This is a genomic window from Collinsella tanakaei, from assembly GCF_016902615.1.
GTDB classification, from domain to species: domain Bacteria; phylum Actinomycetota; class Coriobacteriia; order Coriobacteriales; family Coriobacteriaceae; genus Collinsella; species Collinsella tanakaei_A.
Window position 1 is genome coordinate 41,852 of record NZ_JACJMB010000008.1, and the last position, 18,886, is coordinate 60,737.

Sequence of the window (18,886 nt, forward strand, 5' to 3'; positions counted from 1 at the left end):
ACACATTCCCTGTTGAATCGATCTGTTGCAGATAGGAGCATATTCATGGCAGATTCCAAGCAGACCGTCGCGTTCATCGGAACCGGCATCATGGGCGCGCCCATTGCGGGCCACATCCTGGACGCCGGCTACGACGTCGTCGTCTACAACCGCACGAAGTCCAAGGCCGACGGCCTCGTGGCGCGCGGTGCCCGCTGGGTGGATAGTCCCGCTGGGGCGGCTCGCGATGCCGACGTGGTGTTCACGATGGTCGGGTTCCCGACCGATGTCGAGGAGCTCTATCTTGCAGGCGATGGCCTGCTGACCGTGGCGAAGAAGGGCGCCTACCTCATCGATCTCACGACGAGCTCCCCGGAGCTCGCGCGCGACATCTCCGAGGCCGCCGAGACCATGGACAAGCACGCGTTCGACTGCCCGGTGACCGGCGGCGAGGCGGGCGCCATCTCCGGCACCCTCACCCTTATCGTGGGCGCCACCGAGGCGGATATCGCCCCGGTCCGCGCTATCCTCGAGACGTTCTCCTCCAAGATCTTCTGCTTCGGCGGGGCGGGCAAGGGCCAGGCGGCCAAGCTCGCCAACCAGGTGTCGCTTGCGGCCTCGATGGTCGGTATGGCCGATGCCCTGTCGTTCGCGCAGCAGTCCGACCTCGATCTCGCCCTCACGCGCGAGATGATCCTCGGCGGCACCGGTGCCTCCGGCGCCATGGAGCAGCTCGCCCCGAAGTCGCTCGACGGCGACTGGAAGCCCGGCTTCATGGTCAAGCATTTCCTGAAGGACATCGGTCTGGCGCTGCAGGTTGCCGAGGAGAAGGAAATCGCGCTGCCCGGTGCCGACACCGCCTTCACGCTCTACGACATGCTCGAGGCCATCGGCGGTGGGGACCTGGGAACGCAGGCCATCACGCTGCTGTACCAGGAGGAGGCCGAGGCGGTCGCTGCCGGTCTCGACTGGTCGCTGTACACCCACGCTCACGAGGAAGGCGACGAGTGCGGCTGCGGGCACGACCACGAGCATGGCGGCCGCGAGTGCGGCTGCGGTCATGACCATGGCCACGACCATGGCGACCACGAGTGCACCTGCGGACACGACCATGATCACGAAGATCACGAGTGCTGCGGCGGCCACGGCCATGACCACGACCACGAGTGCGGCTGTGGACACCATCACGAGGGGTAGCCTATGGTGGCTTTCTTCATCTGCGCGCTGCTGCTGACCATCTTCGGCGTCTATATCGGCTTCATCATCGGGCGCAACCTCGGAGAGCGGGCCGTGACGACTGCCGACTACTGGAAGATGAACGCCGCGGCGATCGTCGTGACCGTGCTGCTGTCGGCGGTCCTCTCCGGCCTGCCGCTGCTCACGGGCGGCATCATCGGCCTGTTGGCCGGCTGCATCGTGGGCATCAAGATGGGCTTCGGCGAGTCGGTTGGCCCGTGGCGCACGGTTGACCGCGCCTTCAATGTCAACAAGTCGCACCGGGAGGCGGCTGAATCGGGTACGGGTGAGGCACGCCGCGCCCGCCTCCGCAAAGGCGAGAAGGAGCCGGACCTCATCTCGGTTGCCGACGATCGCCCGAAATCCGAAAAGAACGCTAAGGATGCGAGGTAACTATGGCAGAAGAACAAACGCAGGAGCTCACGGCGGAGGAGGCGGTCCGTCTCGCGGGCGTCGAGCACGACCGCGATGCGCTCGCTGCGCTGGTCGACGAGTTGGCGGGCCGCAGCAGGCTCAAGCGCCAGCTGGCCGCGCGCGTCGTGCATCTGCTCGCCGAGCGCGAGCCGGTGCTGCTCGAGCAGTACATCCCCAATCTGATCGATGCGCTCGACTGCTCCGAGGCCCAGACGCGCTGGGAGATCCTCGACGCGCTGACGCTGCTCGTGCCCGATCATGCGCGCGAGGTCGGCGCCGCCTACGACGGGGCGGAGGCCGCCCTGTTCGACGACCTGTCCTCGACGCTGCGTCTGTCCGCCTTCCGCTTCCTGTGCACCTGGGGCGCCACGGAGCGCGGGCGCTCGAAGAAGGTGTGGCCGATCATCGACGAGGCCATCCAGTGCTATCACGGCGATCTCGAGTACCGCGATATGCTCGGCTGCCTGCTGACGTTCGCCGAGGGCAAGATCGAGGGCGGTGTGGCCGGAGAGCTTGCTGGCCGTCTGCAGTTCGATGCCGAGAACGGGAAGGGGACCTACCTCAAGGCCCGCTCGGCGGAGATCTACAACCTGCTGCTCAAGCGGTTCAAGCTCGATCATCCGCAGAAGCGCGCTCGCACCGTTGCGAAAAGCGATGACGCGGAGGACGAGGAGTAGTCCCAGTCCTGCTGCATGCGGACGCGATGTTGGCAATCGACTTCCATGAAGGAGTGTTCACCCATGGGTTTGATTCAGAAAAAAGACGAAGACGAGGTCATCGAGGGCATTGAGGTCATCGAGCGCTCCGATGAGCCCGACGATCTCCCGCAAACGGAGTACGACCTGGTCGGGGGCAAGACCGCTGAGGACATCTCGGGTACGACCGAGGCACGTGAGCAGGCGAACTCGCTCGACCTCACGCCCGATCCGGAGCTTATGGGCGATGATGCCGAGGCGAAGGCAGCCGAGGGGCCGGAGAAGCCGAAGCACGCCGCCGAGCCTGCGGGCACCGATCCGAAGAAGCCGGAGGCCACCTCGGGCAACGGTGACGGCCATGCCCCGAAGCGCGGCCTGTTCATCGCCATCGCCGTTATCGCGGTGATTGTCGCCGCGGTCGCCGGCTACTTTGTCGGCCACGGTGGCTTCGGTGCCGCCAGCCAGGGTGCCTCCTCGGCGTCGCTCACCGAGGACCAGCTCGATACCGTCATCGCGAGCTACACGTACAACGGCGCCTCGACGGACATCACCGCCCGCGAGGTCATCGAGTCCCAGTACAGCCTCGACGCGGTCAAGCAGGATGACGGCACCTACCCGACGCCTGCGGCCGACTCCGCGCTCGCCTATGCGCGCAACCACATCATGCTCGCCGAGGCCGAGACGCGCGGCATCACCGTCTCGGATGACGAGATGACCGAGTTCGCCGAGAGCTCCATCGGCACCTCCGACTACGCGGAGATGGCCGAGAACTACAACCTGACCGAGGACCAGGCGCGCGAGGTCGTGCGCCAGCAGGCGACGCTGCAGAAGCTCTACAAGCAGATCGTGCCCGAGACGAACGCCTCGGTCCCGACGGCTCCCACCGAGCCTGCAAGCGGCGACAACTCCGAGCGCTCCAAGGACTACGCGGACTACATCATCGGCCTTCTGGGCGACGAGTGGGATGCGAACGCGAACACCTGGGCGTCCGAGGACGGCCCGTTCTACTCCGCGTTGTCCGGAACCGACTTCACGGCTGATTCCGCGAGCTATGATGAGGCTCTCACGGCGTACTACACCGCCTACCAGGAGTATGCGGAGCAGGCCGGCGATGCCCAGACCGCGTGGAGCGATTTCCGGGACAGCCTGTACGCCAACGCCGACATCCAGCTGTTCGGCCTGTACGTCTAATGGCGGCCCGTCTATCCATCCTTATCAGTTCCTGCTTGCTTGGAGCCCCTTGTCGCTACGACGGGGGCTCCAAGCCCGATTTAGCGGTGGAGCGCCTGGCGCGGCGCATCGAGTGCGCGGGCGGGGCCGTTGCGCGCGCCTGCCCCGAGATGCTGGGCGGCCTTACCTGCCCGCGGGTGCCCGCTGAGCGGCGAGGTACGCGCGTGGTGGCAGCCGATGGGCGCGACGTGACCGCCGCATACCGTACCGGCGCCGACCGCACGCTTGAAATCGCACGGCGGGCGGGTGCGCGTCTTGCTATCCTGAAGGCGAAAAGCCCGTCGTGCGGCACGGGCCGCATCTACGACGGTACGTTTTCCGGCACGCTCGTGCCGGGAGATGGCGTATGTGCCGAGCTGTTGGAGCAGGAGGGATTCATCGTGGTTGATGAGGAGCTGGTGCGGTTCTGCGAGCCGAGCTTCGAGCATCCGGTAGCGATCGTGTTGGGGAGCGGCTTGGGTGCCCTTGCCGACCGTGTGCGTCCGGTGCGCCGCATTCCCTATGAGGATATCGAGGGGTTCCCGCATGAGGCGATTCCCGTGGAGGGGCATCGCTTCGAGGTCATCGTCGGCACGATCGACGAGGTCCCCGTCGTGGTCTATCCGGGGCGCGTGCATCTGTACCAGGGGTATTCCGCGCTCGAGGTCACCTCGCTTGTCCGCCATGCGCACCGTCTGGGTTGCCGCGACATCATCTTGACCTGCGCCTCGGGCGCGGCGGGAGATATCGCGCCCGGTACGGTCGGTCTCATCTGCGATCAGATGAACCTCACGGGCGTGAACCCGCTCGCGAGCGCCGAGTGCGTCGCGGCTGCCGAGATCGAGAGCCCCTTCGTGGCGATGACGGGCGCCTACTCGAGCTATCTCGCCGAGTTCGCCCGGGCAGCCGCCGACGATGCGGGTATCGAGCTTGCCGAGGGCGTGTATGCGGGTCTGCTCGGTCCGACCTACGAGACGGCGGCCGAGGTCGCCGCGCTGCGTGCGCTCGGTGCCGATTTCATCGGCATGTCGACGGTGTGCGAGGCCATCATGGCCCATGCGCTCGGAATGGAGCTGCTCGGGCTCACGCTCGTGACGAATCGGGCGGGCGGCGCGGGCAACGCGCACGATGAGGTGCTCGCCAAGGCCGACGAGTGCGGTGGCGCCGCCTGCGACGTCATCATGGGCGTGCTGCGCTACCTCGGTCGCCGCTGAGAAGTTTCGTTGGCCATGCTGTGATGCGCAATCGCGCGATTCGGAAGGATTTGACACATGATTTACGGTTCTCTTGCCGATCTGGCCCGTTACCGCGGCATGTCGCGCGGTCTTGACGTGTTAATCGAGTGGCTTCGCGACAACGACCCCAGCTCGTTGGAGGTGGGCAGCCACCCGATTTGCGGCGACAAGGTCTACGCGAACGTGATGGAGGCGACCACGCGACCCGAGGAGGGCGCGCACCACGAGTGCCACCATCGCTATCACGACCTGCAGATCGACATTTCCGGCCGCGAGGCTTTCAAGGTTGCTCTCGGTGCGCAGACGATGGTCGAGCCGTATGATGCGGCAGGCGACTTCGAGCTCATGGATGCCGAAGGGGCCATCGCCGGCGATCTTGCTGATGGCAAGTTCGCCATCTTCGTGGTGGGGGAGCCCCACATGCCGACGCTTCAGTACGGCGTGGACGGACCCCGGCCGGTCAAGAAGATCTGCTTTAAGATCCTGGCCGATGAGTTTTGGGATGAGTAGATTTCTCGATTACCAAAACACCCCTTGCGCAAACAGCGGTTTGGCCGTACTATAACAAGCCGTCGGACATCCGTCCGACCGATTGACAAGCCAACGTGGCTCAGCTGGTAGAGCAACGCACTCGTAATGCGTGGGTCAGCGGTTCGAATCCGCTCGTTGGCTCCATCGAATTCAAAGAGGCTCCTGAAAAGGGGCCTTTTTTCGTGCCGAGAGGTGACGATCGAGATGCGGGCATTCACGCTCCCGTGAAATCTTGGCAAACGCTGATCGCAACATGTCGTCATCGACGCGCCGCGCCATCCCCGTCCATGCGCGCGGTGCGCGGTCATGCCGCGCACCATTGGGGACGCAGACAGGGAAAGCGGGTCCCATGAGAAGGATTCCAGTTTCCATATTGCGCGGCCGTTTCATACCAGTGTCGTGTTCATCACATACCTGCTACTATTGTGATGCACAAAAATCTGCATATAAGACGCATAACTTTCTGCCTCTGGCCAAAACGGAATGTGACACTTTGCCACGAATAGATGGGGAAATGGCAGGTCGCATGAGGGCAATTCAGATGAACGGTATAAATTACCCTGTGAACGGAAAAAGACTCCGCCTACGCGAAAGCACACGGAGAACACTTCAACACCTGCTAGAATATAGCCACACGTTATGTGGTTACTACCAGTTAAGCAGATGGGGTGTCCACTGGTCGCCTCGAGGAAAGGTGGTTTGCATGATTGGATTCATCCTGACGGGTCACGGCCAGTTCTCGAATGGCCTCGCGAGCGCTATCGACATGGTCGCGGGCGACCAGCCGGCGTTCCAGATCGTCCCCTTCGAGGGCTCCCAGGCCGCTACCTACGGCGATGACCTGCGTGCCGCCATCTTCGCGATGCGCGCCGAGACCGACGGCGTCCTGGTGTTCGTCGACCTTCTGGGCGGCACCCCGTTCAACCAGGCCATGATGATTTCTCAGGACATCGCCGACGTCGAGGTCGTGACGGGCGCCAACCTGCCGATGCTCATCGAGCTGCTGCTCACCCGCGGTGCCGGCTCCACGCTCGCCGAGCTCGCCGACCAGGCCGTGACCGTCGGCCAGACCGGCATCGTCCACCGTCGCCTCGAGCCGATCGTCGTCGAGGACGAGACCGATGATGAGGACGGCATTTAATGAGTGGTGACTTCCTGCAGAGCGTTCTCGCGTCTTCGGTGGCGCTGCTCATCCTGCTCGCCATCATGGGCGTGGTCTACGTCATCTGGACGCAGGTCGGCCTCAAGAAGAAGCGCGAGTACTTCAAGGAGGTTCACACCGAGCTCGCCCCCGGACAGAAGATCATGTTCGGTGGCGGCATCTACGGCATCGTCAAGAGCATCAACGGCGATGTCGTCGAGGTGAAGGTCCGTTCCGGCGCGGTGCTGGACGTCTCCCGGTATGCCATCCAGGAGATCGTGAAGTAACCGATCTGACTCCCTTTGGTTTTCATCGGGCGCAAGCGCCCGTGTAAAGCACTGGTACGTATAAGCCATTCGAAAGCAAAAGAAAGGATGCGTACGAACATGGCAGAGCCCAACATTCTCCTTACCCGTATCGATAACCGTCTGATTCATGGCCAGGTCGCCACCCAGTGGAACTCCACCATCGGCGCCAACCTCATCCTCGTCGCCAACGACGAGGTGTCCACCAACACCATGCGTCAGAACCTCATGAAGATGGCGGCCCCGGCGGGCGTCGCCACCCGCTTCTTCTCGGTGCAGCACACCATCGACATCATTTCGAAGGCGTCGCCCAAGCAGAAGATTTTCATCGTGGCCGAGACTCCGCAGGACGTGCTGAAGCTCGTCAAGGGTGGAGTGCCTATAAAGAAGGTAAACATCGGCAACATGCACATGTCGGAAGGGAAGCGGCAGGTTGCAACGTCGGTCGCCGTTGACGACGCCGACGTCGCCGCTTTCAAGGAGCTTCAGGATTTGGGGGTGGAACTGGAGATCAGGCGTGTTCCGAGCACGCCGGTCGAGGACACGGACAAGCTGTTCGCCTAAATCGCGCGCAGTTCCGTGTGCTCCGCGCACAGGTTCGCATGTAGCCTCGGTGCGCAACGTACGTATTGATTCCTACGTAGAAAACATCTGAAAGGAGGAGCATAGATGGACGTCTCGATTGTTCAGATTGTTCTGGTCTTCCTGGTCACGTTTGTCGCGGCTATCGATCAGTTCGACTTCCTCGAGTCGCTGTACCAGCCCATCGTCACCGGCCCCATCATCGGCGCTATCCTCGGCGATGTGAACACCGGCCTTGTCGTCGGCGGTACGTATCAGCTCATGACCATCGGTAACATGCCGATCGGAGGTGCCCAGCCGCCTAACGCGGTCATCGGCGGCATCATGGCTGCCGTGTTCGCCTGCACGCTCGACATGGACGTCAACCTGGCTGTCGCCACCGCGATCCCGTTCGCGCTGCTCGGCCAGTACGGCGTGACCCTGTTCTTCACGCTGCGCGCTCCGCTGCTCGAGTTCTTCCGTGGCTGCGCTGAGAAGGCTGACACCAAGGGCATCACCAAGTGGACGGTCATCTCCGAGGTCATCCTCGGCCTGATCTTCGCCGCGATCGTGACCCTGTTCTTCATCGGCGGCCAGACCTTCGGCCAGACCGTGGTCGACGCCATCCCCGAGTGGCTCAACAACGGCCTCACCGCCGCTGGCAACATGATGAAGTTCGTCGGCTTCGCCATCCTGCTCAAGGTTATGATGAGCCGCGACATGTGGGCCTTCTTCCTCATGGGCTTTGGCCTCGCCGTCATCGGCGCGAACATCACCACCATCGGCAGCTCCGCGATCCTGCTCGTTCTTACGTTCATCGGCTTCGGCATCGCTTTCTGGGACTTCCAGCAGCAGACCGAGCTGAAGGGCGCTGCGCTTGACGGAGGTGACTTCAGCGATGGCATCTAATGAGTTCGTTATCCCCGAGCGCTATGAGGATCTGACTCCGGCTCCGCAGGTCGACAACAAGACCCTGAACCGCATGGCCCTGCGCTCCTACTGGCTCCAGTCTTCGTTCAACTACGAGACCATGCAGTCCGGCGGCTGGCTGTTCGCCATGATTCCGGGCCTGGAGAAGGTGCACACCAACAAGCACGACCTGTCGGTGTCGATGTACCACAACCTGGACTTCATCAACACCCACCCGTTCCTGGTCACCTTCGTCATGGGTATCGTTCTGTCCCTCGAGCAGAACAAGATGGACATCCAGACCATCCGCGCCGTCCGCATCTCCGCGGCCTCCCCGCTGGGCGGCATCGGTGACGCTCTGTTCTGGCTGACGCTCGTGCCTATCACGGCCGGCATCACCTCGAACATGGCTATCGACGGCAACCTCGCCGCCCCGATCATCTTCCTGGTCATCTTCAACATCTGCCAGGCCGCTCTGCGCTTTGGCCTCATGAAGTGGTCCTACAGCGTTGGTACCAGCGCGATCGACTCGCTGACCGCCAACATGCAGGCATTCACCCGCGCTGCTTCCATCCTCGGTTGCTTCGTGGTCGGCTGCCTGACCGTGACCATGGGCACCACGCAGATCAACCTGATGATCCCCAACGGCACCACCCGCGGTCTTGCCGCCACGACGATCGTCGTCTCCAACGAGGAGGCGGAGAACTTCGCCGACGCTGCTATCGACACCGAGACCGCCGAGCCCGGCACCATCGGTATGACCGATATGGATGGCGCTGCTCTGACCGCCTCTGATGCTGACGGCAACGCCGTCGAGACCGGCATCGTCGACCTGGGCAATGGCATGAGCCAGGTCACCTACGGCACCGTTACCGAGACGGACGTGAACTACTCTGTGGCTTCCACGCTCGACTCCGTCCTGCCGAAGCTCATCCCGCTCATGCTCGTGCTCCTGCTGTACTTCCTGTTTGCCAAGAAGAACTTCACGCCGCTCAAGGGCATTCTCGTGCTGTTCCTCCTCGGCATCCTGGGTGCTGGCCCGTTCGGTCTGTGGCCGAACATCTGGTAAAACGCTCTCTTGTGTCCGGGAGCGCCTAAGCGCTTCCGGACACGCTGAAGCTTTCCGGCTCATGTGTTGGCCGCGCCCCGCACGCGTTGAGGGACGCGGCCTTTTTCATCCCGAGGGTGAAATAGCCGGGGTAGATTTTGAATCTTGCCGCGTGCAGAATCTTTCCCGGTTGTTGCACCCGTGCGTTTAGGTAAAGGAGGGTGGCGAATGGCCATCGGTGCGCGCAGACAGCCGCTGTACGACCAGCTGGTCGACATCCTGACCGAAAAGATCGAGCACGAGTATCGTCCCGGCGACCTTATGCCCTCCGAGCGCGACCTGTCGAAGCACTACGGGCTGTCCCGCACGACGGTTCGCCTTGCGCTGCAGGAGCTTGAGCGCTTGGGTCTGGTGGTGCGCCAGCACGGGCGCGGCACCTTCGTCGCCGACCGCTCGGTCCAGACGACCAATCTCTCCCAGACGTACAGCTTTACCGAGCAGATGCGCGAGATGGGGCGCGATCCTGAGACCACCATTCTCGAGTTCGCCGAGATCGAGGCGGACAAGAACCTCGCGGAGAACTTGCGGACGAGAATCGGCGACAAGCTCTTTAAGATCAAGCGCCTGCGTATCGCCGACGGCATGCCGATGATGGTCGAGCGCACCTACCTGCCGGTGCGCAAGTTCATGTCGCTCAAGTGCCCGATGCTCGAGAACGCATCGCTCTACCACGTGATCGAGGTGGACTTCCACGAGAAGATCCGCGTGGCAGAGGAGGAGTTCTTCGCGAGCATAGCGCGCCCGGCGGACGCCCATCTGCTGGGGATCGGCGAGGGCGCCCCTGTGCTCGACCTCGTACGCACGACCTACGACATGGGCAACGAGATTATCGAGTACACCCTCTCGGTGGCTCGTGCCGACCAGTTCAAATATAAGATCTACCACTATCGTTCTGAAGGATAGACAGCATGGATACGGCGCGGTATGCCGGGCGGGCCCGATCGGTTGGGGCCTCCGGAGCTGTGGGCACCGCAGACGCTCGTGTCCGCTCGGCAGACCGCTAAGCCCGAATAAGGGAGTCGGGCGCAGCCGAAAGAGAGCAAAGGAGTTGGAATGTTCGAGAAGGATCTAGAGGAGCTCAAGTCCCTCGGAGCCCACATCACCACGGCCGAGATCAAGCAGCAGCCTGAGCTGTGGCGCGATGCGTACCGAATCTACCAAAAGAACAAGGATGCCGTCGAGGCCTTCCTCGCGGACCTCAAGGAGCTCGGCCGCGTGAGCGTCGTGTTCGCGGGCGCGGGTACCTCCGATTACGTCGGCGATACCGTCGCACCCTACCTGCGCCACGCCGGCGATACGGACGCGTTCGACTTCAAGCCGATCGCCACGACCGACATCGTCTCCGCTCCCCTTGACTTCCTGCGTCCCGAGGACCCGACCGTGCTCGTGTCCTTCGCGCGCTCCGGCAACAGCCCCGAGAGCCTGGCTGCCGTCGACGTGGCCCGCAAGGTCGTCAAGAACATCAAGTTCCTGAACATCACCTGCGCGCCCGAGGGCAAGCTCGCCGTCGAGTCCGCTGACGACCCGAACGCCTACACGATCCTGATTCCGCGCGCGAACGACCAGGGCTTCGCCATGACCGGCAGCTATTCGTGCATGTCGCTCATCTCGATGCTGCTGTTCGACTGCTCGGACGAGGAGCAGAAGGCGGCGTGGGTCGAGACTGCTGCCAAGATGGGCGAGGAGGTCGTGGCCCGCGAGAGCGAGATCGCCGACTTCCTGGCGTGCGACTTCAACCGCGTGACGTATCTGGGCTCTGGCTCCTTCGGCGGCCTCGCACAGGAGGCGCAGCTCAAGATCCTCGAGCTCGCGCATGGTCTGGTCGCCACGTCCTGGGACACCTCCATGGGTTATCGCCACGGGCCGAAGTCGTTCGTGGACGACAAGACGCTCGTGTTCGTGTTCGTGAACAACGACGCCTACACCCGCCAGTACGACCTCGACATCCTCGAGGAGATCAACGGTGACGGCATCGCCATGAAGACGATCGCTGTCCAGCAGGCGGGCGAGACCTCCTTCGGCCACACCGCCTTCACCTTCGAGGGCTACGAGGCGCTGCCCGAGGGTTATCTGGCGCTGCCCTTCATCATGGTCGGCCAGACCGTGAGCCTGCTCAACTCCGTGCGTGTGGGCAACACCCCCGACACCCCGAGCCCGACCGGCACGGTGAACCGCGTCGTCAAGGGCGTCACCATCCACCCCTGGGCCAACTAGCCTGAGTGGCCGGCTGGGCTGAGGCGTCTCAGTCCAGCCGGTCCGTTGCGGAACTGTTCGGTGCGGCGTTCCCGGAGACCTTTTTCTCCCCGTTCGCAATGGCTTGGGGAGCGCCGTTGCCTTTGTCGACACGTTAGCTCCGGCGAAGACTCACCTGCCCCGTGACCGTTCGGGGCGGCTATTTCTTTTCTCATGGTGCGAAAGGAGCGCTCGTATGAGCACCTATGCAATCAAGGCCGATACGTTTTTCCTTCCCACGCGCGTGGCGCACGGCGGCTACCTGATGGTCGATGACGGCGTGTTCGGCGCCTATATGACTGAGGAGCCGAGCTGCGAGATCGTCGACTACACGGGCAAGCAGATCGCGCCCGGCTTCGTCGACACGCACATCCACGGCTTCGACAACTGTGACGTCATGGACTGCAAGGCCGATTCCGTGAAGACCATTGCGCGCGGCATCCTGCGCAACGGCGTGACCTCGTGGCTGCCCACGACGCTGACCGCCGCCACCCAGCAGCTCACCGATGCCTGCGCGAGCGTGGCTGAGGCCGCCAAGGACAACGACGGCGCGCGCATCCAGGGCATCTTCCTGGAGGGCCCCTTCTTCACCGAGAAGCACAAGGGCGCCCAGAACCCGGCCTACCTGTCCGCCCCCAACATCGATACCCTGCGCGCCTGGCAGGAGGCCGCGGGCGGCCTCATCAAGAAGATTGCCATCGCCGCCGAGTACCCGGAGAGCCCCGCGTTCATCCGCGATGCCCGCAAGATGGGCGTCGTGGTCGCGCTCGGCCACTCCGACGCGGGCGTTCAGGACGCTCTGGCCTGCCTCGATGCAGGCGCGACGGTGTTCGTCCACACCTATAACGGCATGAGCCCGCTGCATCACCGCGAGCCGGGCATGGTGGGTGCCGCCCTCTATTCGGGCGACAAGTCCTACTCCGAGCTCATCTGCGACGGTCACCATGTGAACCCGATCGCGGCAGCCATCGTGATGAACGCCAAGGGTCACGACCATACCGCCCTCATCACGGACTGCATGTGCGCCGGCGGCATGCCCGATGGCGACTACTTCTTGGGCGAGCTGCCGGTCGTGGTGGCCAACGGCACGGCGCGCCTGAAGGACGGCGGCTCGCTCGCGGGCTCGATCCTCAACATGAAGGACGCCGTCAAGAACGTTGTCGACTGGGGCATCGCCACGCCGGCCCAGGCTGTCTACATGGCCACGCAGGCTCCGGCCGAGGCCAACGAGATCGCCGACGTGTGCGGCTCGATTCGCGCCGGCCGCGCTGCCGACTTCGTGGTACTCGGGCCCGACATGACCCTCGCTGAGACCTATCTGGGCGGCGAGAGCGTCTACAAGGCGTAAAACGATTCTCTGCCGGCCCTCCGGGGAAGCCGCCTGAGGCTGGAAAAAGCGGGAAGGGCGCGAGAGACGGTGCATACCGACCTCTCGCGCCCCTCCCGCTTCGTTTTTGATTCGATGGGGATACCGTTCGATGCGGATGCGGCATGCGCGCGCCGCTGAGATGACAGGTAACGAAAAAAACGTGTCCAGATTGCCATCCGGACACGTTTTTGGATCCAATGCGCGGCGAGCGGCTAGAGCGTGGAGAAGCGATATTCGATCGTGCTCGTCCAGGGGTGCTCGGGACCGCAGAAGCACTGCGGGAAGCTCGGGATGTTGGGCGTGTTGGGGTAGTACTCGGGCTCGAAGGCGAAGCCGCCGCGCTCGCGGTAGGTCGCGTCGCCCTTGGCATGCTCGTCGCCCACGTAGTTACCGGTGTAGAGGTGCGCGCCCGGCGCAGTGATGGCGATATCGAGCGCGCGGCCGCTTACCGGGTCGACCGCGTGCAGCGCTTGACGCAGATGCCCGCAGGGCCAGAAGCCGTCGATGCAGAAGCAGTGATCGTAGCCGTGGCCGATGCGGATCTGATCGTTATCGGCGTCGATATCGGCGCCGAGCGCCTTCGAGCTCCGGAAGTCGAACGGCGTGCCCGCCACATCAAGCAGGGTGCCGGTCGATACGCAGTCCTCGCCCAGCTCGACGATACGGGAGGCATTGATGGTGACGATCTGGTCCGCCACGCTGCCCGCGTCGTGGCCCGCGAGGTTGAAATAGGTGTGGTTCGTCATGTTCACGAACGTGCGGCGGTCCGACGTGCAACGGTAGCAAATGCGGAAGGCACCGGCGGGCGTCAGGGAGAACTCGGCCGTAAAGGTGCGCTCGCCGGGAAGCCCGAGCTCGCCATGGGCGAGGGTGGCCGTCATGCGGACGGTGTTGTGCTCCTCGTCGACCTCGGCGTCCCAGAGGCGCTTGTGCAGCGCGTGCTCGAGGTCGGTGTGCAGGTTGTTTTCGCCCTCGTTGGCGAGCAGCTTCCACTCAACGCCATCGATGGTGAGCGCGGCACCACCGATGCGATTGGCCGACGGGGCGATGGTGGCGCCGAAGCACGAGGGGTTGAGCGCGGTGTAGCCGTCGAGCGTGTCGTAACCGAGCACGACATCAGCGCGCTCGCCGGACAGGTCGGGAGCGTCGATGCCGAGCACCGTGGCGCCGAAGTTCATGACGCGCACGGTGATGTGCCCGTTATCGAGGGTGAAGCAGGTGACATCGGTGCCGTCGGGCGTACGGCCGAAGGGGGAAACGGAAACCATGGGAACCTCCAGATTGGCTGTGTCGATAGGGCTATTATAGGGCGTTCATAGAGGGCGGCCTAGGTGCTGCAGAAGTGGCTGCAGGGCTCTGCTCACCTTGCGTTTGCTTGCGAACGGCGCGGCGTGCGCGCCATCGCGCCTCTGCGGCGCGCAGCTCGGTTCGAGATACAATAGCGCTAGCGTTTACCTGCCCGAAAGAAAGGGACGGCTATGATCCTCACCGTTACTATGAACCCCTCGATCGATACGCGCTACACGGTCGACCACCTCGTGATCGACGATGTGAACCGCGTGGTGCCGGCCAAGACCGCGGGTGGCAAGGGCCTGAACGTGAGCCGCGTGCTCGTGCAGCTGGGCGACGACGTGGTGGCGACGGGCCTGCTCGGCGGGCACTCCGGCGCCTACCTGGGCGACCTTATGGACGCGGACGGCATCGCCCATCGCTTCACACCCATCGCCGGCGAGTCGCGCACCTGCATCGCGCTGCTGCACGACGGCAACCAGACGGAGCTGCTGGAGAGCGGCCCGGTGGTAAGTGCCGAGGAGCTCAAGGCGTTCGTGGCGAACTATGCCGACCTGGTGTCGCAGGCGTCCTGCGTCACGCTTTCCGGTTCCCTTCCCAAGGGCGTGCCGGCAGACACCTATGCGCACCTGGTGGCCATCGCTGCCGAGGCGGACGTGCCCGTGCTGCTCGACACCTCGGGCGCCGCGCTCGACGCCGCGCTCGAAGCCGAGGTCAAGCCCACGCTCGTGAAGCCGAACCTCACCGAGATCAACGACCTTCTGGGCACAAGCTTTACCGCCGATGACCTGCCTGCGCTCCAGAGCGCACTTGCCGTCGATCCCCGTTTCGCGGGTATCGAGTGGGTCGTCGTGAGCATGGGCGCCGCGGGTTCCGTCGCGTTCCACAACGGCCATGCGCTGCGTGCGAAGGCTCCGCGCATCGAGTGCGTGAACGCTACGGGGTCGGGGGACTCCACCATCGCCGGTTTCGCGCATGCCATCGCCGCCGGTGCGGACGAGGCGGAGGTGCTGCGCTGCGGCAACGCGTGCGGTACGCTGAACGCCATGGATCCGCAGACCGGGCACTTGGTGATGGACAAGTGGGACGAGATCTACACCGCCGTCGAGGTGTCCGAGCTCTAGGTTCGGCCCCTTGCTCATCAAACAGGGTAGCTTGCAGCGACGCGCCCCGGCCGGGTTCAAAATCCGGCCGGGGCGCGTCGTGTTCGACTTCTTCCTGCTCGCTTGCGGGGTCATAGGGCTCGTCTACAGCCCCATCTCCTCCTTCATGCGTGCGAGCTCCTCGTCAACGGCGGCGCTGTTGCCTGCAGAGGAGTACCTGCGCGCCAGCTCGGTGACGTCGCCCTCCGGCTTCTCGTTCAGCTCCGCCATGGCGTAGGCGCTGTCGAGCATCTGGTCGGCCTTGGCCTCCATGCGCTCGAAGGCGGCATGAAGGTTTTCGGTCCGTTCGGAGCCGGAAGTGTAGCCGGCGATCTTCTCGTGCGTCTTGGCGACGGCGACCTTTGCCTTGATTGCTTCGCGACGGCTCTTCAGGTTCTCGATGTCGCTCACGAGCTTGTCGTGCATCTGGCGCATCTTGTCTGCGTTCTCGTGCGCGGCGTCATAGGCTTTCTTGAGCTCCTCGTGGGTGCCGGTGAGCTCCTGCTTCTTGCCCAAGAAGGCGCGCGCGTCATCCTCGTTGCCTGCAGAGAGCGCCCGCTTGGCGAGGTCCTCCATGCGCTTGATCTCGGATTCGTTCTCGTCGACCTTGCGGTGGCAGCGCTTCTCCTCGGCGATGACGTTGGCTGCCTCGCGTTTGACCTCGGCAAGGGATTCGGTGAGGTCGTTCAGATACTGGTCGACCATCTTCGCCGGATCCTCGGCGTGGTCGAGCAACTCGTTGATGTTTGCCTTCACGATGGTGGTGAAGCGGTCCAGGATGCCCATATCTCGTCCTTTCTCGTCGGCGTTGTCGCCGGTTGGATTATGTATACCCGCCGTGTTAGGTGCGTGCCGTCTTGTCGGTGCCGTCCTCGTATTTGTCCGCCAAATCCTCGATGTTCTCGTCGCCGAATTTCTCGAGCGGCGTGTTGAGAATCTCCTCGGTGCGCTTGCGCGCGGCCTCCTGCTTGTCGCGGCGCCTCTTCACGACCAGGTAGACGATGCCGCCCGCGACGGCGACGCCTGCCACGACGATGAGGACCGTGCGGGTGGTCTCGGATGCCCGCTGGTCGTCGGCGGCGCCCATGATGAGGTCTGCCGTCCTGGAGAACGCCTGCGAGAAGATCTCCTCCTCGGTGAGGTCGTAGTCGTTGTAGGCGCGCTCGAGCTGGTTGGCGAGGATGCCGACCGCCTCGTCGTCCATGACCTCGGCTGCCAGTGAGCCCGTGGCATAGCCGCAGTTGTACGAGCCGTTGCCGTCATCGCAGAAGACGAGCAGGAAGTGCCCTTCGTCGGAGAAGAGCTGGTCGTAGAGCTTTTCGGCCTGGGCCGTCAGCGCGGAGGTCGAGGTGGTCTGCCCGTTCGGCAGGATGTAGACATATGGCTGGACGCCGGTTTTCTCAAAGAACGCGCGAAGACCGCGCTCGAGCGTTGCGGGATTGTGGATCCAGTCGCCATCCTCGTCGGTGTAGTAAACCGTCTCGGTGACGGCGCCGGCGGGAAGCTCTTCGCGCACGACGGTCGAGGCGCCCTGATCGGAATAGCTTGTAGAGCAGGACGGGATGAAGGTCGAGACCAACGCGCCCAGAACCGCCACGACGATGATGACCATAAGGATGCCGGCGCAGCCGCTGCCGCATCCGCTCGCCTCCGGTTCGGCGGGGCCACCCGGGGGCACGGGCCCTCCGTTGTTGACCACGACCGTGCGCCGGCGTCCGCGATTCAGCAGACTGCCCATGAGGAAGCCGCCCATGAAGCTGCCGCCTGAGGGGCTACGGGGCGGGGGAGCGGGCCTTCCGAAGGAAGGGCCGGGCCCGAAGCCTCCGCCAAAGCCGCCGCGCGGCGCGCCGGAGCGACCGCCCGAGCGCCTGCCGCCGGAGAAGCCGCCGGACCTGCGGCCGCCGCCTCCCCCGAACCCGCCGCTGCGGCCTCCGCCGCCAGAACCAGATCTGCCCACGCACAGCCCCTCTCGCCTCACGCGTCATACGCTTCATAGTGATAGATATCCAGATTATTCCCCGGGCCTGGCGAGCGGGTGGGCTTCAACGGAAGATTTAAGGAACCACTGTCCGTGCAGTGGGCAGGCTATTGTCTGTGCAGTTTACGCTTGGGGGTGTTTTCCGCGTCTTGGTGCCGTTCCGGATCCAGGCGCAAGCTGGTGCACAGAGCGCGATGAGTCTGCCAGGAGCTTGTTTGTATAAGCAAGGGCATGATCTGCAAAAACGTGCCTGCTAATGTGCTACTGAAAAGCAAATAATATAAAAGATGAATCGGGGTACGTTTTTTCGGTGCCAATCGCCCCTAGGCGCTATACCCCCTAACATTTCCCCAGTTGAATCCTGCGGAAATGTCGAGGGGCTCTCAGTGGTGGGGAAATCGCACCCAAAAATCGTACCCCGGACAACATCTCATATGTATTCATGGGGTTTGAGGCGGGTTGCGGCGCTCGGGAGGGCGGCGCGGGCTGCGTGCGCTCCATTCGATCTCTCCCAGTTGACGCGCAAGCCGTCACGTCGGCAACGACCGCCCGGTGCTGGCACTCGTCCCGAGTGTCCGGCAGCATGGCTCCGGTGATTACGGGCGGGCGATGATGAGACGCGGGCGGCGGGCATCGTCATCGATGGCGTCGAGCTCTGCGGCAACGATTCCTGATGGATCCCGGTCCATGACGACGGCGTCGATATCGGTTAGGCTGCCGAACCGGAACAGCCCCTTGCCGTTGACCTTGCTGGAATCCAGCAGGACGATGCGCTGCCGTGCCGCACCCATCATGCTGGCCTTGACTTCAGCCATCTGCTCGTAGTTGGTCATGAGGCCGAAGCCGGGCACGAGCGCCGTGGGGCAGAGAAACGCCTTGTCGGCATGGAGGATTTCGAGCGAGCGCGTGGCGAGCGGTCCATAGAGGTAGCGGTGCCCTTTGCGCAGCGACCCGCCCAGCAGGATAGCGTCGACGGCCGGCAGGCTCTCGTCGATGAAGTTCGCGATGGTCATGTCCGCCGTGATGACGGTGATACCTGATCTGCGGTCGAGCACGCGCACGAACTCGAGCGCGGTGGTGCCCGAATCGACGAGCAGCGCGTCGCCGTTGTCCACAAGCTCAAGCGCTGCGCCGGCGATCGCCTGCTTGGCCTCGACGTTCACGTTGACCCGTCGGTCCTGGATGGAGACGGTGAGTCGTTTGGACAGCGAGACGGCGCCACCGTGCGTGCGGCGGAGCTTGCCGTTCTTTTCGAGCGCATCGAGGTCTGCACGGATGGTGACGGCTGATACGCCGAATGTTTGCGCGAGGTCGGCCACCTGGACGGAGGCGGTGCGATCGAGCATATCCATGATGGCGGCCCTACGCTCCTCGGCAAACGAATGGGAAGATGGGGCGGACATGGGCCCTCCTGTTTCTCATCGGCACTATCTCCCCATGCGTTACTCATGACGCATGGGGGATGAATCATGGACGAATCGTGTAGATTCTATTTTGCTCTATTTTTCATTTCCGTAACTAAACGTACTTCGATTCCTTTTCTTTACGCAAG

General features: G+C 63.6%; 19 protein-coding genes and 1 tRNA gene. 16 read left to right on the forward strand and 4 right to left on the reverse strand.

The window, feature by feature from the left end; all coding sequences use genetic code 11:
- Positions 1 to 45 precede the first annotated feature (45 nt).
- From H6A21_RS04275 to nagA, 15 genes are all read left to right on the forward strand, one after another.
- The gene (locus tag H6A21_RS04275) at positions 46 to 1,176 is read left to right on the forward strand and encodes an NAD(P)-dependent oxidoreductase (RefSeq protein ID WP_204560606.1); all 1,131 of its coding nucleotides are present in this window, start codon (positions 46 to 48) and stop codon (positions 1,174 to 1,176) included.
- 3 nt (positions 1,177 to 1,179) lie between these two features.
- Positions 1,180 to 1,608 carry a hypothetical protein gene (locus H6A21_RS04280; protein WP_204560608.1) on the forward strand — a complete coding sequence of 143 codons (429 nt, stop codon included), beginning with the start codon at positions 1,180 to 1,182 and terminating at the stop codon, positions 1,606 to 1,608.
- A 2-nt stretch (positions 1,609 to 1,610) separates the two neighbouring features.
- A complete protein-coding gene (locus tag H6A21_RS04285; protein WP_204560610.1) occupies positions 1,611 to 2,306 on the forward strand; it encodes a hypothetical protein in 696 nt (231 codons plus the stop codon).
- Between the two features lie 63 nt (positions 2,307 to 2,369).
- Complete coding sequence (locus H6A21_RS04290; RefSeq protein WP_204560611.1) at positions 2,370 to 3,515, forward strand: hypothetical protein; 1,146 nt, start codon at positions 2,370 to 2,372, stop codon at positions 3,513 to 3,515.
- A complete protein-coding gene (locus tag H6A21_RS04295; protein WP_204560613.1) occupies positions 3,515 to 4,747 on the forward strand; it encodes a purine-nucleoside phosphorylase in 1,233 nt (410 codons plus the stop codon). Before H6A21_RS04290 ends, H6A21_RS04295 begins: the two co-directional genes overlap by 1 nt.
- Before the next feature lie 57 nt (positions 4,748 to 4,804).
- Positions 4,805 to 5,278: a YhcH/YjgK/YiaL family protein gene (locus H6A21_RS04300; RefSeq protein WP_204560615.1), complete on the forward strand. Its 474-nt coding sequence runs from the start codon at positions 4,805 to 4,807 to the stop codon at positions 5,276 to 5,278.
- Between the two features lie 89 nt (positions 5,279 to 5,367).
- Positions 5,368 to 5,443: transfer RNA gene (locus tag H6A21_RS04305), tRNA-Thr, on the forward strand.
- Between the two features lie 559 nt (positions 5,444 to 6,002).
- On the forward strand, positions 6,003 to 6,440 hold the full coding sequence (locus H6A21_RS04310) for a PTS sugar transporter subunit IIA (RefSeq protein WP_204560617.1): 438 nt from the start codon (positions 6,003 to 6,005) through the stop codon (positions 6,438 to 6,440).
- On the forward strand, positions 6,440 to 6,727 hold the full coding sequence (locus H6A21_RS04315; RefSeq protein WP_204560618.1) for a preprotein translocase subunit YajC: 288 nt from the start codon (positions 6,440 to 6,442) through the stop codon (positions 6,725 to 6,727). Before H6A21_RS04310 ends, H6A21_RS04315 begins: the two co-directional genes overlap by 1 nt.
- 99 nt (positions 6,728 to 6,826) lie before the next feature.
- Entirely contained in the window at positions 6,827 to 7,309 is a 483-nt protein-coding gene (gene agaB / locus H6A21_RS04320) for a PTS galactosamine transporter subunit IIB (RefSeq protein ID WP_204560620.1), read from the forward strand.
- Between the two features lie 105 nt (positions 7,310 to 7,414).
- Entirely contained in the window at positions 7,415 to 8,215 is an 801-nt protein-coding gene (locus H6A21_RS04325) for a PTS mannose/fructose/sorbose/N-acetylgalactosamine transporter subunit IIC (protein WP_204560622.1), read from the forward strand.
- Complete coding sequence (locus tag H6A21_RS04330) at positions 8,205 to 9,284, forward strand: PTS system mannose/fructose/sorbose family transporter subunit IID (RefSeq protein ID WP_204560624.1); 1,080 nt, start codon at positions 8,205 to 8,207, stop codon at positions 9,282 to 9,284. The genes H6A21_RS04325 and H6A21_RS04330 overlap by 11 nt, the downstream gene beginning before the upstream one ends.
- 207 nt (positions 9,285 to 9,491) lie before the next feature.
- Positions 9,492 to 10,226, forward strand: coding sequence for a GntR family transcriptional regulator (locus H6A21_RS04335; RefSeq protein ID WP_204560626.1), 735 nt, complete (start codon positions 9,492 to 9,494; stop codon positions 10,224 to 10,226).
- 150 nt (positions 10,227 to 10,376) lie between these two features.
- A complete protein-coding gene (locus H6A21_RS04340) occupies positions 10,377 to 11,537 on the forward strand; it encodes an SIS domain-containing protein (RefSeq protein WP_204560627.1) in 1,161 nt (386 codons plus the stop codon).
- Positions 11,538 to 11,751: 214 nt separating this feature from the next.
- A complete protein-coding gene (gene nagA / locus H6A21_RS04345; protein ID WP_204560628.1) occupies positions 11,752 to 12,903 on the forward strand; it encodes an N-acetylglucosamine-6-phosphate deacetylase in 1,152 nt (383 codons plus the stop codon).
- Positions 12,904 to 13,136: 233 nt separating this feature from the next.
- Here the strand turns inward: nagA and H6A21_RS04350 are convergent, their stop codons facing one another.
- The gene (locus H6A21_RS04350; RefSeq protein ID WP_204560629.1) at positions 13,137 to 14,192 is read right to left on the reverse strand and encodes an aldose epimerase family protein; all 1,056 of its coding nucleotides are present in this window, start codon (positions 14,190 to 14,192) and stop codon (positions 13,137 to 13,139) included.
- Between the two features lie 210 nt (positions 14,193 to 14,402).
- Between H6A21_RS04350 and H6A21_RS04355 the strand changes: the two genes are divergently transcribed.
- Positions 14,403 to 15,338 (forward strand): hexose kinase, encoded by a 936-nt coding sequence (locus tag H6A21_RS04355; RefSeq protein ID WP_204560630.1) that lies wholly within the window; start codon positions 14,403 to 14,405, stop codon positions 15,336 to 15,338.
- A 123-nt stretch (positions 15,339 to 15,461) separates the two neighbouring features.
- Here H6A21_RS04355 and H6A21_RS04360 read toward each other — a convergent pair whose 3' ends face one another.
- The 3 genes from H6A21_RS04360 to H6A21_RS04370 all read right to left on the reverse strand — a co-directional run bounded on the left by H6A21_RS04360 (position 15,462) and on the right by H6A21_RS04370 (position 18,737).
- The gene (locus tag H6A21_RS04360; RefSeq protein WP_204560631.1) at positions 15,462 to 16,142 is read right to left on the reverse strand and encodes a PspA/IM30 family protein; all 681 of its coding nucleotides are present in this window, start codon (positions 16,140 to 16,142) and stop codon (positions 15,462 to 15,464) included.
- A gap of 55 nt (positions 16,143 to 16,197) precedes the next feature.
- Positions 16,198 to 17,109 (reverse strand): hypothetical protein, encoded by a 912-nt coding sequence (locus tag H6A21_RS04365; RefSeq protein ID WP_204560633.1) that lies wholly within the window; start codon positions 17,107 to 17,109, stop codon positions 16,198 to 16,200.
- An 821-nt stretch (positions 17,110 to 17,930) separates the two neighbouring features.
- Positions 17,931 to 18,737, reverse strand: a complete 807-nt coding sequence (locus tag H6A21_RS04370) for a DeoR/GlpR family DNA-binding transcription regulator (RefSeq protein ID WP_204560634.1) — start codon at positions 18,735 to 18,737, stop codon at positions 17,931 to 17,933.
- Positions 18,738 to 18,886: the final 149 nt, after the last annotated feature.

Excerpts from the sequence above, each read along its gene's own strand:
- H6A21_RS04275 (WP_204560606.1), top strand. The coding sequence starts at position 46 with ATGGCAGATTCCAAGCAGACCGTCGCGTTCATCGGAACCGGCATCATG.
- H6A21_RS04280 (WP_204560608.1), top strand. The coding sequence starts at position 1,180 with ATGGTGGCTTTCTTCATCTGCGCGCTGCTGCTGACCATCTTCGGCGTC.
- H6A21_RS04285 (WP_204560610.1), top strand. The coding sequence starts at position 1,611 with ATGGCAGAAGAACAAACGCAGGAGCTCACGGCGGAGGAGGCGGTCCGT.
- H6A21_RS04290 (WP_204560611.1), top strand. The coding sequence starts at position 2,370 with ATGGGTTTGATTCAGAAAAAAGACGAAGACGAGGTCATCGAGGGCATT.
- H6A21_RS04295 (WP_204560613.1), top strand. The coding sequence starts at position 3,515 with ATGGCGGCCCGTCTATCCATCCTTATCAGTTCCTGCTTGCTTGGAGCC.
- H6A21_RS04300 (WP_204560615.1), top strand. The coding sequence starts at position 4,805 with ATGATTTACGGTTCTCTTGCCGATCTGGCCCGTTACCGCGGCATGTCG.
- H6A21_RS04310 (WP_204560617.1), top strand. The coding sequence starts at position 6,003 with ATGATTGGATTCATCCTGACGGGTCACGGCCAGTTCTCGAATGGCCTC.
- H6A21_RS04315 (WP_204560618.1), top strand. The coding sequence starts at position 6,440 with ATGAGTGGTGACTTCCTGCAGAGCGTTCTCGCGTCTTCGGTGGCGCTG.
- agaB (WP_204560620.1), top strand. The coding sequence starts at position 6,827 with ATGGCAGAGCCCAACATTCTCCTTACCCGTATCGATAACCGTCTGATT.
- H6A21_RS04325 (WP_204560622.1), top strand. The coding sequence starts at position 7,415 with ATGGACGTCTCGATTGTTCAGATTGTTCTGGTCTTCCTGGTCACGTTT.
- H6A21_RS04330 (WP_204560624.1), top strand. The coding sequence starts at position 8,205 with ATGGCATCTAATGAGTTCGTTATCCCCGAGCGCTATGAGGATCTGACT.
- H6A21_RS04335 (WP_204560626.1), top strand. The coding sequence starts at position 9,492 with ATGGCCATCGGTGCGCGCAGACAGCCGCTGTACGACCAGCTGGTCGAC.
- H6A21_RS04340 (WP_204560627.1), top strand. The coding sequence starts at position 10,377 with ATGTTCGAGAAGGATCTAGAGGAGCTCAAGTCCCTCGGAGCCCACATC.
- nagA (WP_204560628.1), top strand. The coding sequence starts at position 11,752 with ATGAGCACCTATGCAATCAAGGCCGATACGTTTTTCCTTCCCACGCGC.
- H6A21_RS04350 (WP_204560629.1), bottom strand. The coding sequence starts at position 14,192 with ATGGTTTCCGTTTCCCCCTTCGGCCGTACGCCCGACGGCACCGATGTC.
- H6A21_RS04355 (WP_204560630.1), top strand. The coding sequence starts at position 14,403 with ATGATCCTCACCGTTACTATGAACCCCTCGATCGATACGCGCTACACG.
- H6A21_RS04360 (WP_204560631.1), bottom strand. The coding sequence starts at position 16,142 with ATGGGCATCCTGGACCGCTTCACCACCATCGTGAAGGCAAACATCAAC.
- H6A21_RS04365 (WP_204560633.1), bottom strand. The coding sequence starts at position 17,109 with ATGGGCGGCTTCCTCATGGGCAGTCTGCTGAATCGCGGACGCCGGCGC.
- H6A21_RS04370 (WP_204560634.1), bottom strand. The coding sequence starts at position 18,737 with ATGTCCGCCCCATCTTCCCATTCGTTTGCCGAGGAGCGTAGGGCCGCC.